The organism is Larkinella soli, assembly GCF_003703975.1.
Lineage (GTDB): Bacteria > Bacteroidota > Bacteroidia > Cytophagales > Spirosomataceae > Larkinella > Larkinella soli.
This window is the reverse complement of the sequence record NZ_QTJY01000014.1, coordinates 1-15,117: the sequence shown is the minus strand read 5'-3', so window position 1 is coordinate 15,117 and position 15,117 is coordinate 1. Positions and strand designations below refer to the sequence as shown.

13 protein-coding genes are annotated in these 15,117 nt (G+C 59.4%); 8 read left to right on the top strand and 5 right to left on the bottom strand.

What is annotated here, in order from left to right; translation table 11 throughout:
- Nucleotides 1-7: 7 nt before the first annotated feature.
- The gene (locus DX909_RS21685) at nt 8-1,153 is read right to left on the bottom strand and encodes a glycoside hydrolase family 18 protein (RefSeq protein WP_128547325.1); all 1,146 of its coding nucleotides are present in this window, start codon (nt 1,151-1,153) and stop codon (nt 8-10) included.
- 136 nt (nt 1,154-1,289) lie between these two features.
- Here DX909_RS21685 and DX909_RS21680 point away from each other — a divergent pair, with 136 nt between their 5' ends.
- The 7 genes from DX909_RS21680 (at nt 1,290) to DX909_RS21650 (ending at nt 9,479) form a co-directional block, all read left to right on the top strand.
- A complete protein-coding gene (locus DX909_RS21680; RefSeq protein ID WP_164851364.1) occupies nt 1,290-2,057 on the top strand; it encodes a GNAT family N-acetyltransferase in 768 nt (255 codons plus the stop codon).
- A complete protein-coding gene (locus DX909_RS21675; RefSeq protein ID WP_128547323.1) occupies nt 2,047-4,491 on the top strand; it encodes an AMP-binding protein in 2,445 nt (814 codons plus the stop codon). Before DX909_RS21680 ends, DX909_RS21675 begins: the two co-directional genes overlap by 11 nt.
- Nucleotides 4,492-4,518: 27 nt before the next feature.
- Nucleotides 4,519-5,382 carry a chromate resistance protein ChrB domain-containing protein gene (locus tag DX909_RS21670; protein WP_128547322.1) on the top strand — a complete coding sequence of 288 codons (864 nt, stop codon included), beginning with the start codon at nt 4,519-4,521 and terminating at the stop codon, nt 5,380-5,382.
- A 91-nt stretch (nt 5,383-5,473) separates the two neighbouring features.
- On the top strand, nt 5,474-5,971 hold the full coding sequence (locus tag DX909_RS21665; RefSeq protein ID WP_229311144.1) for a hypothetical protein: 498 nt from the start codon (nt 5,474-5,476) through the stop codon (nt 5,969-5,971).
- 6 nt (nt 5,972-5,977) lie between these two features.
- Nucleotides 5,978-7,129 carry a chromate transporter gene (locus DX909_RS21660; protein ID WP_128547320.1) on the top strand — a complete coding sequence of 384 codons (1,152 nt, stop codon included), beginning with the start codon at nt 5,978-5,980 and terminating at the stop codon, nt 7,127-7,129.
- 49 nt (nt 7,130-7,178) lie between these two features.
- Nucleotides 7,179-7,907, top strand: a complete 729-nt coding sequence (locus tag DX909_RS21655; protein WP_229311143.1) for a superoxide dismutase — start codon at nt 7,179-7,181, stop codon at nt 7,905-7,907.
- Between the two features lie 378 nt (nt 7,908-8,285).
- The gene (locus DX909_RS21650; RefSeq protein ID WP_128547319.1) at nt 8,286-9,479 is read left to right on the top strand and encodes an MFS transporter; all 1,194 of its coding nucleotides are present in this window, start codon (nt 8,286-8,288) and stop codon (nt 9,477-9,479) included.
- Between the two features lie 116 nt (nt 9,480-9,595).
- Here the strand turns inward: DX909_RS21650 and DX909_RS21645 are convergent, their stop codons facing one another.
- The 4 genes from DX909_RS21645 to DX909_RS21630 all read right to left on the bottom strand — a co-directional run bounded on the left by DX909_RS21645 (nt 9,596) and on the right by DX909_RS21630 (nt 13,831).
- Nucleotides 9,596-10,243: an aminotransferase class I/II-fold pyridoxal phosphate-dependent enzyme gene (locus DX909_RS21645; protein ID WP_128547318.1), complete on the bottom strand. Its 648-nt coding sequence runs from the start codon at nt 10,241-10,243 to the stop codon at nt 9,596-9,598.
- A 70-nt stretch (nt 10,244-10,313) separates the two neighbouring features.
- Nucleotides 10,314-10,511, bottom strand: a complete 198-nt coding sequence (locus tag DX909_RS21640; protein WP_128547317.1) for a hypothetical protein — start codon at nt 10,509-10,511, stop codon at nt 10,314-10,316.
- Between the two features lie 183 nt (nt 10,512-10,694).
- Nucleotides 10,695-11,780, bottom strand: a complete 1,086-nt coding sequence (locus tag DX909_RS21635; RefSeq protein ID WP_229311142.1) for a lactonase family protein — start codon at nt 11,778-11,780, stop codon at nt 10,695-10,697.
- A gap of 83 nt (nt 11,781-11,863) precedes the next feature.
- The gene (locus tag DX909_RS21630; protein WP_128547315.1) at nt 11,864-13,831 is read right to left on the bottom strand and encodes a glycoside hydrolase family 97 protein; all 1,968 of its coding nucleotides are present in this window, start codon (nt 13,829-13,831) and stop codon (nt 11,864-11,866) included.
- A 254-nt stretch (nt 13,832-14,085) separates the two neighbouring features.
- On the opposite strand from DX909_RS21630, the gene DX909_RS21625 reads away from it, so the two are divergent.
- Nucleotides 14,086-14,925 carry an OmpA/MotB family protein gene (locus tag DX909_RS21625; protein ID WP_128547314.1) on the top strand — a complete coding sequence of 280 codons (840 nt, stop codon included), beginning with the start codon at nt 14,086-14,088 and terminating at the stop codon, nt 14,923-14,925.
- The last annotated feature ends 192 nt before the right edge of the window (nt 14,926-15,117 follow it).

Genomic DNA, 15,117 nt, shown 5'->3' with positions numbered 1-15,117 from the left:
GGAATGCTTATTTCGCCAGCCCTTTCACCAGCGTGTTGAGCAGTCTTTTATCCTTGTCGAGCGTGTATTCCCAGAACATGGCCCCCGCCAGCCCTTTGGATTTGACGTAATCAATTTTGTATCGGAGCGATTCCTCGTCGGCGTAGGAGATGAACGTGCGGCTTTGCGGATTCCACAGGTACGGCGATTTGGCCTGTTCATCCCAATACCGGGTAAATCCGTTCTTGTTGATGTAGTTGTCGACCAGATCGTGGAAGTTCGGGCTCATGTGCTTGCCCGCCGAGGGCTGAAACAGACCGTTGTTCGTCGGGTTGACGTCGGTCCAGCCACGGCCGTAGAAGGGCAGGCCCAGCACGATCTTCGAGGCCGGCACCCCGGCTTTGATGTGGCCGTCGACGGCATCGTCCGAACTGTTGCGCGACCGGTCGCTCAGGGCCGACTGATAGAGGCTGCTGTGGTGGCCGGTCTTTTTGTCGTTGCCGTGGTAGAGATCGTACGTCATGATGTTGACGTAATCGAGGTACTTCTGGGCGTTCCGGAGTTCGGTATGATTCACGAAAGCCGTGTCGCCCCCGGTGGCGGCCGTCAGCAGGTAATGGCCCGAGGCCGGCAGGCGATCCTGTTTGCCCTGCGCATCGAGCTGTTCCCGCAATTCCTTCAGCAGCAGCGTAAAGTTCTGCTTGTCGACGGGCCGGAAAATATTATTATCCCCGATTTGGTCCGGATATTCCCAGTCGATATCGATGCCGTCGAGCCGGTGTTTCTTCAGCAGGGCCAGGGTGCTGGCGGCAAACTTCTTGCGGGAAGCGTCCGTCAGGGCGACATCCGAGAAGTACTTGCAGCCGCCCCATCCGCCGATGGAAATCAGGATCTTAAGGTCTTTGTTTGCCGCCTTCAGCGAGTGCAGCGCAGCCAGATTGGCCTCATCTTTAGGCCGGAGCGGGGCCAGTTCGCCGTTGGCCGCCGGAACGGCAAAGGCATAATTGATGTGCGTTAATTTATTGGCCTCAATGTCTTCTTTTGTCCACCTCCCTGAACCAACATACCCGATAAGTACGTATTTTGATGGCGCTTTCTGACCGACAACCACGCCGAAGGCAAAAAGACAGAGAGTAAAGACCGCGAAGGTCGGCAGGAATTGGAATCGTTTCATGGGCTGGGTAAGTCGAAAACGGAAAGCCGGAAAGAGCCCGAAAATTAACCCGAACTGCCCATATACTCAAGCCAAAACCGAATTTCACAAAAAGATAATACCTGTACCTGATTGTCCTGAACCTTTAATTGAATGTATGGAACTCTTCCTGGAGTATGATGTCGAACGGCTCAGCCGCTATGACGCCGTTGCCGACAACGCCGGAAAAATCAACATCGAATCGCATCCGAACGCCCTGTTTCTTTCCTTCACCGACGTGGGGTATTTCAACTACTGCGTCTGTTTCGATCCCGACAACCTCCCGGACGTCGTCGAGCGGGCCGTCTCATTCTACGGCGACCGGCAGATTCGCCACCACCGCCTGCTGATCGACGAAGCCCTGTACGCCGAAGAGCATTACGATTTTCTGTCCGAACAGGGCTATACGCTGAAAGAACGGCTTCGGGTGGTCAGCGCCCCCGCCGACCGGCCCGGCCGGGGCCCGGAGTTGCCCAGCCTGGGCCTTGACCCGGTTTCGGAAGAATCGCTGCCCGCCTTCACGGCCGATTACCTGACCGGCTTCGAGTCCGAACAGAAAAACCTGGCGCCCGTCGTAACCAACTTCCGGCAACTGCTGGGCAGCCGGGGCATCTCGCTGTACCACGTTACCGATTCCGGACGGCCCGTAGGCATCGCCGTCCTCTACGACAAGGGGAACAACTACTTTCTGGCCGGCGGGGCCATCCTGCCCGACCACCGCAACAAAGGCTACCATACGCACGCCCTGGAAACCCGGCTCGACTGGTGTTACCGCCAGAAAGCGAAGAACGTCTACTCCTGGGCCTACGACAACAGCGCGAGCTACCGGAATATGCTGAAGGTAGGTCTGGTGCCTTACAAAAGCTTCCGGGTCTATGAGCGCTGAATTCCGGTTACGCTGGATGGAAGTGGTTCGGGCTTATCCCGAAAAAACCGCCGTAGTCGCGTCCGGCCGCAGCCTTTCCTACGAAGAACTGGCTCACCGGGCCGGCCGGTATGCCGCCGGGCTGGTTGGACAGGGGCTGCGGGGGCAATGCATTGCCGTGCCTGCGCGAGACCCGATTGAACACGTGGCGGCCCTAATCGGCGTACTTTTATCCGGTAATTACTATTACTCCACGACGGATGGGCCGACGCTCCTGCCCCCGTCATTGCCCGCGGCAGCGATGCCGGCGGAGGACTGGCCCGCCGTCGGGCCGGACGAGCCGTTCTGTCTGTTTACGACCTCCGGCAGCACCGGCCCGCCCAAGCAGGTCGTTCATTCGCACGCGAGCGTCATGACGGACACGCTCCGCCAGATCGCCGACAACCGGATACAGGCGACCGACCGGATCGATCAGCTGTTTTCCTTCGAGTTCAGTGCCTCCCTGGCCTGCGTTTTTCCGGCGCTGCTGAGCGGGGCCACGCTCGTGCTGTACGACCTCAAAACCGAAGGGGTGCTGTCGCTGCCCGGTTTCTGGAAAACGCAGCGAATCACCTTCAGCAGCCTGTCCGTAAGTACGTTTCGGGCGCTGCTCAAAAGCGATACGGACTTCCGGACCCTGCCGGATCTTCGGATGCTTTCGGTCGGTGCGGAACCCGTCCGGCCCGAAGACATTGCAGCTTTTCAAAGCCGTTTCGGTCCGCAGACTACCCTGCAGGTGGCCTATGCCACGACCGAAACCCGCACCATCTCCGAGCAGAAAATCCGGACCGACAGCCCCGCGGGCGAGCATCTGTTCTCCGTCGGCCGGCCCGTGGCCGGCAGAACGGTGACGATCCGTTCGGAAACCGGGGCCGTTCTGCCGGTCGGTGAAGTGGGCGAGATCGTCGTTCGGGCGCGGCACATTCCGGCAGGGTATGCAAACCATCCGGAAGCCACCCGGAAGGCGTATGAAGTCCGGCCCGACGGCGAGGTGGTTTACGCCACCGGCGACCTGGGCTATTTCGACGCCGACGGGTTCCTGTACTGGTGCGGCCGGACGGATTTCATGGTAAAGATCAACGGGCAGAAAGTGAGCCTGATTCAGTTGGAGAACGAGCTGAAGCGTGAACCCGGTGTCCGGGATGCGGCCGTCACCTGCGATACCGCCCATCCGTCGCGGCCCCGGCTGAATGCCTTCCTCTGCGTGGAACCGGGTTTCGACCTGCCGACTCTGAAGCAATCCCTGGCGCAGCGCCTGCCCCTGACGATGCTCCCCGACCGCTATGCCGTCGTAGAAGCCCTGCCCCGGACTAAAACCGGGAAACTCGACCGGCCCCGACTGCCAGCTCTGCCCGAAACCGGGGCCGCTGGAGCCGAAGCCGATCGGTCGGCCGAGGGAGAACTGGGCCGCTGGGTAGCCCGGATCAAAGCCGTCTGGCAGAAAGAGCTGGCACTGAAAGCCGCACCGTCGGATTACGACGACTTTTTTACCGATCTGGGCGGGGATTCGCTCACGGCGGAAAGCAGTCTGGCCGAACTGGAAAATGGGTTGGGAATCATCCTTCCGGCCCATGCCGTCTTTTCGTTTCCGACCCCGAAGGCGCTGGCGTATTTTCTGGCGGGCCACCGGAAAGCCGCCGTCCGGGCCATCCCGCTGAACCCGCCCGACCCGACCCGTCGCGACCTGTATTTCATTCCGCCCCTGCCCGGCGACCGCCGGATGTACGGCCGGATCGAAAACCGGCTGCATCGGCAGTATAACCTGTATTTTGTTCACTATGAGCCTTTTTCGCCGGAAGGCGAGTTGCTGGCCTTCCCCGACCTGATCGGGCAGGTGGCCGGTCTGATCACCCGCCCGGCCGAAAGTGTGCTGCTCGGCTTTTCCTTCGGCGGGCTGCTGGCTTACCAGGTGGCCCTGGCGCTGGAGCAGGCCCACCGGCAGGCGCTGCACCGGCTCGTGCTGCTCGACACCCCGCTCTACCGGCGGGTGACGTTCCGCGAATCGCTGCGGAAGGACGTGGGCCGCATCGGCCGGAAGGTGGCGGTGGCTTTGAAAGGCGGCAACGGCGTCGGCTGGGGCGGCAGCCTTCATCGGGCCATCGACCGGTACCGAAGCCGGCTGAATGTCGGCCGACCGGAGCAGGAACCGCCCGTCCGGACGCCGGGCTGGCAGGAAGCCTGCGGTTCGGCGGTTCGGCACTACGTCCGGCACGGCCGGGTCACTACTCCCATCGGCAGCCCCATCCTGTTGTTCAGGGCGAGCGATTCGTCGGCGTTTCAGTATGAGATCCGGCCTGATTTTCGCTGGCGGCCTTTCACGACGGGCGGTTTTGAGGAACACGTGCTGGAAGCCGACCACGATCAGGTGCTGAACGCGGCCAACAGCTACCACATCGGCACGGTTCTTTTGGAATAAAACCGGATTCCCATTATCGATGCACCTATGAAATGGATAACGCGTGAACGGCCCAAGATCGACCGGATTGCCTGCCCCTGGCTGATCCGGCGGTTTATCGACCCCGAAGCGGAGATCGTCTTCTGCCCGGAGGGGGAGGTGAAAACCCGGGCGGAGCAGCTGGGCGCAACGCCGTTCGACATTCCGGACGTTGAATTCTCGCACTACGGCGACCAGTGTACGTTTGATTATTTTCTGAAAAAATACCGGCTGAAAGACCCGGCCCTGCACCGGCTGGCGCCCATCGTCCGGGGGGCGGACACCGACGACCATACGCTGGCCGAGCAGGCGGCCGGCCTCTGGGCCATCTCGGCCGGGCTGGCCTACAACATCCGCGACGATTACGAACTGCTCGAAAAGGGCATGATGATCTACGACGCCCTCTACACCTGGGCCGCACAGCTTTATAACGTCAGACACACCCAGCACCCGACCGAACAGCTTCTGCTGCGGGTTTACCAGACCTACCTGAACGCGCCGAAAAGCAAACGAACGAAGGTGCCGGCCTGGATCTCCGACCTGGAGGAAATGATTCAGGACCACATCGATACCAATCTGACGCTGAGCCTGAAAACCGTGTCGGAGAACCTGAACGTCAACCCGACTTATCTGTCGCGCGAGTTCTCGCGGTATTTCGACAATCTGTCGTTCGGGGAATACATCCGTAAGCTGCGGATCGAGAAGGCCATCCAGCTGCTGGAATCGTCGAAAAGCACGCTTTCCGAGATCGCCTACCTGACCGGTTTTTCCGACCAGAGCCACTTCACGAGGATCTTCAAAAAGCATACCGGTAAAAATCCTTCAGCCTACAGAAAAAGTATAGTACAAGGTAAAGGAAATACAAAAGGATAATTCCGTTCTATTTTGGCAGGCGTTCCGTTCATAGTATTGCGGTAAAAACCTGAATTATCGCATGCAAGTCTTTAAACGAATCGCCTTTTTTGTGTCTTTTTTCATTCTTACAAGTACATTCGGGCCGGAGGTTCTGGCGCAGGAGACGCCCCCGCCGGTGTATCCCCGGATCGCGGGTTACGTCGGGATTCTTCATCCCATCGTCACCTTCAGTGAAGAGGGTACTGTGACCAATTTCAAGGAGTATTACGTCGGCGGCATGCCGCTTGGCATCAATATCTGGAAAAGTGCCAAAGTCGGGTTTTCGCTGGAGATCGTTCCGTTCGTGCGGGCCGAGAACGGCGTCAGCCGGATGTCCAACGTGCTGATTCACCCCGGCCTGCTGCTGGCGCTGGGGAAAGGGTTCACGCTGGCGACGCGGGCCGCCTTCGAAACCTCGGGCCGCTACGGCTTCACGCCGGTACTGAACAAGATCGTCAAAAAGAATAAGAACAGCGGCTATTTCGTCGCCATCCCGGTTCCGGTCCGGTTCGGAAACGACCATCCGACCTCGCTCACCATCGGTTTTCAGTTCGGTATCGCATTTTAAAACGCCATGAACGAGTCACCTGCGTATTCGCTGAGCCGGCTGACGCTCTACTTTCTGAAACTGGGCGCGGTCGGTTTCGGCGGCCCGGTGGCCCTGGTCGGCTACATGCACCGCGATCTGGTGGAAGACCGGAAGTGGATTTCGGAGGAGGATTACCGCGAAGGGCTGGCGCTCGCCCAGCTGGCTCCGGGGCCGCTGGCGGCCCAGCTGGCGATCTATCTTGGGTATGTTCATTACCGGATCGCGGGGGCCACGCTGGCCGGGCTGGCGTTTGTGCTGCCCTCGTTTCTGATGGTGCTGGCGCTCGGCTTCGTCTACCAGCGGTTCGGTGGGCTGCCCTGGATGCAGGCGCTGTTTTACGGCATCGGGGCGGCCGTTATCGGAATCATTACCATCAGCAGCTATAAGCTCACCACCAAATCGCTGGGGAAGGATTACTGGCTGTGGGGCATTTTCATTGCGCTGGCCCTCATCACCTTCATTACCGAGTCGGAGAACGTCTGGCTCGTACTGGCCGCCGGAGTGCTGATCTGGCTGGTACGGAGTCCGGGCCTGCGGCTCCGGCTGCAAAGCATCGCTCCGGTCGGTCTGCTCGCGCTGGTTCCGGCGGTCGGAACGGGGGATTCCGTGCTCTGGAAGATTGCGGTTTTCTTCACGAAGGCCGGCGCTTTCGTCTTCGGAAGCGGTCTGGCGATCGTGCCTTTTCTTTACGGCGGGCTGGTGAAGGAGTACGGCTGGCTGAACGAAACGCAGTTTCTGGACGCCGTGGCGGTGGCGATGATTACGCCCGGCCCGGTCGTGATTACGGTGGGGTTCATCGGGTATCTGATCGCCGGCCTTCCAGGTGCCTGCGTAGCCGCCCTGGCGACCTTTCTGCCGTGTTACGTCTTCACGGTCGTGCCGGCGCCCTATTTCAAAAAATACGGCAGACGACCCGCCATCCGGGCGTTTGTCGACGGGGTGACGGCCGCGGCCGTGGGCGCCATCGCCGGTTCGGTGCTGGTCCTGGCCAAACGGCAGCTGATCGACCTGCCCACGGTGCTGATCGCGCTGGCGGCCGCCCTGGTGCTGTACCGTTTTAAAAAGATTCAGGAACCGCACGTCATTCTGGCCGCGGCCGTACTGGGGCTTTTGCTGAAATTTGTCATCAACGTGTAAAAGGAACCACCGAATCTGAAGCCGTTCCGGTGAAAAGCATGCCATGGAAATGATGAATCGACAGGAATTTTTTCAAAAATCCGCCCTAATTACCGGGGCGGCTCTGCTGACGGGCAACGACGTATTCAGCGCCGGCCTGGCCGAAGGCGGCATGGACCGGCTGACCGATGCCACCGGAAAATACGTGCTGGGCCCCCTGCCCTACGCCGACGGCTTCCTGGAACCCTTCATGCCGGCCGACATCCTGAAACTGCACTACACGGCGCACCACGGCGGGGCGGTGAATACCGCCAACAAAGCGACCGATTTACTGAAGACGGCGCGGGAAACGGGAAACTTCGAGGGCGTGGACTACTGGACCAAAAAGCTGTCGCTGCACCTGTCGAGCCACGTGCTGCATACCATTTTCTGGACCAATCTGACCAATAGAAAGACCGAACCGAAGGGAGAGCTGCTCCGCCGGATCGAGAAGGATTTCGGCACGTTCGACAAAATGAAGGCGCAGCTGGCGCATCATTCCAAGAATGTGGACGGCAACGGCTGGGGCCTGCTGGGGTATCACCCGCAATCCGACCGGCTCCATGTTCTGGAGGTCGAAAATCACGAAAAGCTGACCGTTTGGGGCATCGTGCCGCTGATGGTGGTCGACGTCTGGGAACACGCCTATTACCTCAAATATAAAAACAAGCGGACGGACTTCGTCGACGAACTGTTCAGCTACATGAACTGGGACAATGCAGCCCAGCGCCTGGAAACGGGCTTGAAAATCAGCAAGTAAATCAGCGAAGCTGCGGCTGCTCCGGCCCGGCCACGGCTGCCGCCGTCTTCTCGCTCAAGAGCCCTTGAGCGGTGGTTTGGGGAAGGGTTTTTGCTTCCAGGTCGGATGGTCATCCGGGGGAACACGGGCCGCCGGACCACCCCCAGCCCCCTCCTTAGCAAGGAGGGGGAGAGCGCTGCCCGATTCAAACCCTGCGGAGCCATCCCCTCTTTAACAAGGAGGGGGCCGGGGGGTGGTCAACAGGATGCCGAACCGCCCGGGAGGGTAGAATCGTGCCCTGTGTAATATGCGTGAACTTCGGTTTATTTCCTGCGGGGACAGTTGAAGGAGGGATTCACTTTTTTATACATTTGGCTATCGCTACCCGTTAATTACTTCATGGACGCAGCTATTCGATCGGAGCCGGTCATAAAAGCCCGCCTGGCTACCCAATTGATTTTTCTGGTTTGCGGTCTGGGCATGTCCAGCTGGGCGCCGATGGTGCCCCTGGCCAAAGATCGCCTGACTATGAACGAGGCCGATCTGGGTTTGTTACTGCTGCTGCTGGGGGCGGGGGCCATGCTGATGATGCCCGTTTCGGGCTGGCTGGTGAACCGGTTAGGCAGCCGCATCGTCATGACGGGTGCCGCCCTGGTCATGGCTCTTGCCCTGCCGCTGCTGGTTACGCTTGCCTCCCCTGCTGCTATGGCCGGCACGTTATTCCTGTTTGGTTCAGGCATCGGCACCATCGATGTAGCTATGAATGCCCACGGCGTACAGGTGCAGAATCTTTATGGCCGGCCCATTATGTCGTCCTTACATGGTCTGTTTAGCCTGGGGGGGCTGTTGGGTTCTCTGGGATTAGGCTTTTTGATGAAACTGGGGCTGAATCCCGTCTATGCCGCGGTCAGTATTGCCGGTCTGATGATCGTCATTACCCTCACTCAGTACAACTATTTATTCCCTTTGAAGGTGGAGCAACAGGCGATTGCCCGCTTCTCGGCAACCGATGAGCAGCCTTCCGCAGCCGGCCGGCGGTTCGGCTGGTTAGACGGCAGAGTCCTGTTCCTGGGGTCCATGTGCTTCGTCGTTTTTCTGGCCGAAGGGGCCATTCTGGACTGGAGTGCCGTTTTTCTGCGTGATACGAAAGGCGTCGAACCCGAATTTGCGGGAGCCGGTTATTCGGCCTTTTCGGTTGCCATGGCGACGATGCGGCTGGTGGGGGACGGCATCGTGGCTCGCCTGAAAGGCAAGGCCGTCGTGGTCGGCGGCAGTTTGCTGGGGGCGGCCGGCCTGGGTTTGGCGGTGGGGAGTCCCTGGGTAGTGGGGGTGCTGGTCGGGTTTGTGTTGCTGGGCCTGGGAGCGGCCAACATTGTACCTATCTTTTTTAGTGCGGCCGGCCGGCTGCCCGGAATCTCCCCAACGGTTAGTATACCCGCCATTACCACGCTTGGTTATACGGGAATGCTGGCCGGTCCTGCGTTGCTGGGTTTTATCGCCGACCATTCTTCCCTAAGCGTTGCTTTCGGTTTCCTGATCCTGCTGCTGGTCGTGGTCGCACTGAGTTTTAGCATAAAAGAAACATCCGCCTGAATGGCCGTTTAAAAAGAGAGGAGTCCGACTTCATCGCACTCCCTATCCTGACCATGGGCTACGCTTACGTTTTTCAAATTTAATCCGGGCATCACAGGGCTGATAAAACGGGTCAATCAGCAGAACTGGGGTTCGTCTTCCTCCAGTTCGACCTCGGCCGTCGGGCCGAACAGTCCGGCCGGGCCGGCGCTTTCCTTCAGGGCGCGAAGCCAGTGCGGGTGAGCCAGCACGTACCCTGACGGCAGCCCGGCGTTGGCGTAGGTACCGGATACCGCCCGGACGATCATCAGGTTCTGGAACCGATACAGCAGCGACTGGTAGGCGGTCGTCGAGGTTTCGTTGCCGTCGTCGTCCAGCACGAACAGCGATTCGGGATAGGCTTCGAGTAGCGTCGCCAGGGTGCGTTCGGGAATGAAGGTGCTGGTGGGCGTCAGGGAAGCGATCAGCACGAAGGAGTTGGCCCGGATGGCCGGAAACCGCATCAGATCGTACTGGTATTCTTCGTTCAGCGGCCAGTATTCGGGCCGGATACCGGCCACCTGCGCCAGAAATTCGTACAGAATGAAGGACGGACGGGAGATCACCACATCGCCGGCAGCGGGGGCAAAGTGATGGAAGATCCGTTCGATGATCGGAGCCGCGCCGGGGCCGGTCAGCACCATTTCTTCGGGGGCGTCGATCAGCGCAGCCACCAGTTGCTCGGGGTCGGGTTCCCGTTCTTCGAGCCACCCGGCAGCGGGGGCGGCAGTTTCCATGGTTTTCATCGTATCTGTTGTTTTGTGTTTCTCTCTTCTTTTCGTCCGGCCCGAAAGTGCGACTGGACGTTGATCCCTGCTATCCCATTGCCTGAAAATCGCAGATGCCGAAATCCGGGATGGCCGGGGAGGGCAGCCCGGCCGGAATGTTGTCGTACTGTTCGGGCAAGGTGCTTTGGAAGGCGGCCGGCCGGCCGTCGGGACCCGGCGTCCGATGCAGCGCACCGATGAGGTGTTCTGGTTGGGAGGCCGACAAACGGGCAGAAAGCGTTTCCATCGCTGAATCTGAAAGTCAGGTAAAAATGAGAGAGTTACCGATCAATTGATAGTGGAAATGTAACCAACCGTAAAAATCGGGTGATGAAAGGGAAATATAGCGGATGTACTGGTAAACGGTCAAAAAAACGACAACGGCTTCCGGGGATCGGAAGCCGTTGTTATCTGGCTGTATGTCAACTGCTTACTGTATGGCGAAATGTTTGATGCAGACCGGGGCCGGCACTTTTACCTGAGTACCGGTCGGGGTGAGCCGGCCGGTTTTTCCGTCGAGTTTATATACCACGATGTTGTCCGTATCCTGATTGGCCGCAAAGACGTATTCCCCCTTCGGGTCGACCATAAAATTGCGGGGCGTTTTGCCTTCCGTCGGAGCCTGATCGATGAGCGTCAGTTTGCCGTCTTTGGCGATGGACAGCACCGCCAGGGCGTTGTAGCCGCGGTTGGAGTGATACAGGAATTTGCCTTTCGGGTCGGTATGAATGTCGGCGCTGGTGTTGCTGCCGCTGAAATCGGCCGGCAGGGTCTTCACGTTGTCTTCGATCAGCTTCAGGGCGCCGGTTTTCGGGTCCATCTCGAAGGTGGCGACCGAGGAGGTCAGTTCCTCGACCAGATACAGGTATTTGCCGTTGGGATGGATGGCGATGTGACGCGGGCCGGAGCCGGGCGAAACCGTTGCGAAGGGCGTCGATGCGGGTTTTACCTTGCCGCTGGCCTGGTCGAACTCATAGATATAGACACGGTCGGTGCCGAGGTCGCAGACGTAGACGAAGCGGTTGTTGGGTGAGAGCGTCGCCGAGTGGATGTGCGGTTTGTCCTGCCGCTGCTTGTTGGCTCCGCTGCCCTCGTATTTGATGCTGTCGGTGGCGACGCCCAGCGAGCCGTCGGCCTGAATCGGCAGGACCGTGAAGGTGCCGCCCCCGTAGTTGGAGACGAAGGCCAGCTTGCCGGTCTGGTCGATGGCGATGTGGCAGGGCCCGCGCCCGCGCGACGACTGCTGGTTGAGGGCCGTCAGCCGGCCGGTTTTCGCTTCGATGGCGTAGGCGCTGACACCCCCCGAGTTGGCCGCGGCCTCGTTGACCGAATACAGGTATTTGCCGGATGGGTGAACCGCAAGGAATGAGGGGCTTTTGGCGTTGGAAACCGTCTGAACCTGCTGGAGCGTGCCTTTGGCCCGGTCAAACTCGAATACGTAGATTCCTTCGCTTCCGCGCGTTGAGTAGGTGCCGACGTAAAGAATTTCCTTCGCCGGTTGTGCAAGGGCTGTCATGCTGAGGAGCAATGAGAAAAAAGTGAAGAGTCGTTTCATCGTTAGAGGTAAGGAATTGCCGGAGTAAATCTAAGCGAAAAACCTTATTTTCTTCGTAACCGGACCACAAACCCACCCCCGGGGGCCAGATGAACCGGCAGCGTGTCGGTCCGGGAGACGGCCCGGGTCGCGAACTGGTAGTCGACGGGGTTGCGGTCGGCGTTGGGGCCGTCGGCGCAGAGCGTGGCTTCGTAGGTGCCTTCGCTCAGAAAATCGAGCCGGAGGGTCAGGTCGCGGGCGGTCCAGTCGGTCATGCCGGCCACATACCAGTCGCGGCCTTTTCGGCGGGCCGTCAGGATGTAGTCGCCCAGCCGGGCGTCGGGGACGCGGGTTTCGTCGTAGGTGGTCGGGAAGTCGCCCAGAAACTCCATGAAACGCGGTTCGAGCAGGGCCTGCGACGGATTGCCGGAAAAAATCGGTAACGGACTGTCGTAGACGAGAAACATCGCCAGCTGGTGGCAGCGCGTTCCCTGCGACATCACCTGGCCGGCGATGGGCCGGAACTGCTCCTTCGTGGCATTGCTGAGCAGACCGGGTTCGTAATCCAGCGGGCCGGCCGTCATCCGGATGAAGGGCAGCAGCAGGTCGTGTTCGGGCGTGGCCTTGCCGCTCCAGATGTTGTATTCGGAACCCAGCACGGCCTCGCGGGTGATGGCGTGCGGATACGTCCGCTCGAAACCGGCGGGTTTGAAGGCCCCATGGTACATGATCATGATGCGGGCCCGGGCTGTCGCCTGGGCGATGCGGTGGTAGAAGTTGACGGTTTTCTGGTCGTCGCGGTCCATGAAGTCGGTCATGATGAAATCGACGCCCCAGCGCTGAAACTGCCGGAGAGCCGGCTCCAGCTGCCGGTCGAGGGTGGAAGCTAAGGTCCACATGCTGAGGCTGATGCCCTGGGCTTTGGCGTAGCGGGCCAGTTCGTCGATGTCCAGACCCGGCGTGATTTTGAACAGGTCGAGGTAATCCGACCAGCCCGCGTCCAGCAGAATCCGGTCAAAGCCGAACCGTTTGGCGAAGTCGATGTAAAACTTGTAGGTGGCCGTATTGATCCCCGCCCGGAACGGCACATTGAACAGGTTGATGTTGGTGATCCATTCGTCTGTGCAGAGGCCCGGCCGGATCCAGGAGACGTCGGTCAGCCGGTTGGGTGCGCCCAGCCGGTAGACCAGGTCCGATGCCGGGAGGGCCCGGTCGGTGCCGATGAGCAGCACACGCCACGGAAACACCCGGCGGCCGACGGTTCGGGCGATAAACCCGGCCCGTTGCGTTACGACGGCCTGCGGAAATTCTCCCTGCGTCATGCGCTCGGCCAGCGGAAAGGGCGCAAAAACGCCTTTCAGAGCTGATCCTTCTCGGGAAAGAAACATCCCCGGGTAGTCTTCCAGGTCGGATTCCGTGACGACGATGCGGAGCGAATCGCTGCGGGCGGCCAGCACGGGCGTAAAACACAGGGCGGTATCGGGCATCTGGCTCAGCGGCCGGACCTGGTACGGTTCCTCGAAGGACGTATGAAACCGGTCGGCGTCGGGGCGCGGGGCCACGGCGGGATAATAGATCTGCGGATCGCCGGCCGGCTCGAAGCGGGCTTCCTCGCTCCGGATGGTGATCGAATCCGGGAGGCTGGTCCGGAACCGGTAAGCGATGCCGTCATCGTAAGCCCGGAAAATGAGCGAAAAGTCGCCCCGGAAGTCGAGAGTCAGTTCGTTGTAATGGTCGTGAACCACCCGGCGTTTAATGGCGACCGGTGCCAGGATGGAGTCCCGCACCTGCCGCAGACCGCTCCGCCGAACCGTCGGCTGAAAGCCGAGCCGGCGGCCGTCGCCAAGCGTCATCGAGACCGCCGACGGATTCAGGAGCGGACGGCCCGAACGGGCGACGGAGAACCGGATGCGGTCGGTCACTTCGACAGTTAGCGTCGTCCGGCCGTCGGGCGATTGTACCGAGCGCCGGACCGGGGGAGCACCGACGGCCGACAGGCCGATCAAGACAAAAAAAAGAAGGCGGCTGATCATGAAAGAAGGGTTGTGGACTTGCCGAAAATAAACAAATCTTTCAACTCTTCGCAGTGAGATGGAGAGCCGCCGGTAGTGGTTGATTGACAAGACCAATAGGGCTTATTGATTACTCTTTATAAAGAGTTTTATTTATTAGAAAATCCTTAAAAATTGAAATATTACAAAAGTTCTCTTGTAACCTTTGCAAATTGCATCGTAACTTGCAGGTTATATTGAGCTACTATTCAATTCTTCTATCCCAAAAATGACCCATGAAAAAAATATTGTTTGGTTTAGCTTTCGTAACTGTCTTTTCCTCCTGTGCCAGTAAGAAACGGCTTGCCGAATTACAAACGATTCATGACCGGATGAAGGTCGAACTCAACGACTGTAATCAGAAAAACGCTGACCTCCAGGCTTCGCTGCGAACGAAGGATACCGACCTGCAAACCAAAACCGGCCAGGTGAACGACCTCCAGAATCAGGTCGATTATCTGAAAAAGAACAACAACAATCTTCTCGACCGCATGGCCGATCTGTCGGTTGTGAGCAAGGCCGGCGCCGAGAGCATCCGGAAGTCGCTGGAAACCCTGTCGAGCGTTTCTTCGTCGCAGGCCAAAAAAGACTCGATCAACCTGGTGCTGGTGAAGAACCTGAAGCGTACGCTCTCCGACATCAACGATTCCGATGTCCAGGTAGAGGTCAAGAAAGGCGTGGTTTACGTGTCGATCTCCGACAAACTGCTGTTCCCTTCCGCCAGCTACGTAGTCAACAAACGGGCCGAGGTGGTGCTGGGCAAGGTAGCGCAGGTCATCAACGATCATAAGCAGCTGGACGTGCTGGTCGAAGGGCACACCGACGTGTACCCGATCCAGACGCAGTTCATGAAGGACAACTGGGATCTGAGCGTACTGCGGGCGACCTCGGTCGTCCGGGTGCTGCAAACCCAGTTCGGCGTGGCTCCCTCGCGTCTGACGGCCGGTGGTCGTTCGGAATACCTGCCGAAGGAAGACAACACCACGGAGACCGGTCGTCAGGCCAACCGCCGGACCGAAATCATCCTGTTGCCGAAACTCGACGAGTTCTTCAACCTGCTGACGGAGCAGAAGTAACGGAATCTGAACCAGTCAAAAGATATGGCGCTGCCGGTTTCAACACCGGCAGCGCTTTTTTGTTGGCCGGACCGGCCGGACCACCCCCCGGCCCCCTCCTAAAACAGGAGGGGGTGGCTTCGCCAACTTGTGAAACGGGTAGCGCACTCCCCCTCCTTGGTAAGGAGGGGGGCCGGGGGGTGGTTTTCACCG

Bases quoted from the DNA above. Each gene is read 5' to 3' on its own strand.
- DX909_RS21685 (WP_128547325.1), bottom strand. From the start codon at position 1,153: ATGAAACGATTCCAATTCCTGCCGACCTTCGCGGTCTTTACTCTCTGT.
- DX909_RS21680 (WP_164851364.1), top strand. From the start codon at position 1,290: ATGGAACTCTTCCTGGAGTATGATGTCGAACGGCTCAGCCGCTATGAC.
- DX909_RS21675 (WP_128547323.1), top strand. From the start codon at position 2,047: ATGAGCGCTGAATTCCGGTTACGCTGGATGGAAGTGGTTCGGGCTTAT.
- DX909_RS21670 (WP_128547322.1), top strand. From the start codon at position 4,519: ATGAAATGGATAACGCGTGAACGGCCCAAGATCGACCGGATTGCCTGC.
- DX909_RS21660 (WP_128547320.1), top strand. From the start codon at position 5,978: ATGAACGAGTCACCTGCGTATTCGCTGAGCCGGCTGACGCTCTACTTT.
- DX909_RS21655 (WP_229311143.1), top strand. From the start codon at position 7,179: ATGATGAATCGACAGGAATTTTTTCAAAAATCCGCCCTAATTACCGGG.
- DX909_RS21650 (WP_128547319.1), top strand. From the start codon at position 8,286: ATGGACGCAGCTATTCGATCGGAGCCGGTCATAAAAGCCCGCCTGGCT.
- DX909_RS21645 (WP_128547318.1), bottom strand. From the start codon at position 10,243: ATGAAAACCATGGAAACTGCCGCCCCCGCTGCCGGGTGGCTCGAAGAA.
- DX909_RS21640 (WP_128547317.1), bottom strand. From the start codon at position 10,511: ATGGAAACGCTTTCTGCCCGTTTGTCGGCCTCCCAACCAGAACACCTC.
- DX909_RS21635 (WP_229311142.1), bottom strand. From the start codon at position 11,780: ATGACAGCCCTTGCACAACCGGCGAAGGAAATTCTTTACGTCGGCACC.
- DX909_RS21630 (WP_128547315.1), bottom strand. From the start codon at position 13,831: ATGATCAGCCGCCTTCTTTTTTTTGTCTTGATCGGCCTGTCGGCCGTC.
- DX909_RS21625 (WP_128547314.1), top strand. From the start codon at position 14,086: ATGAAAAAAATATTGTTTGGTTTAGCTTTCGTAACTGTCTTTTCCTCC.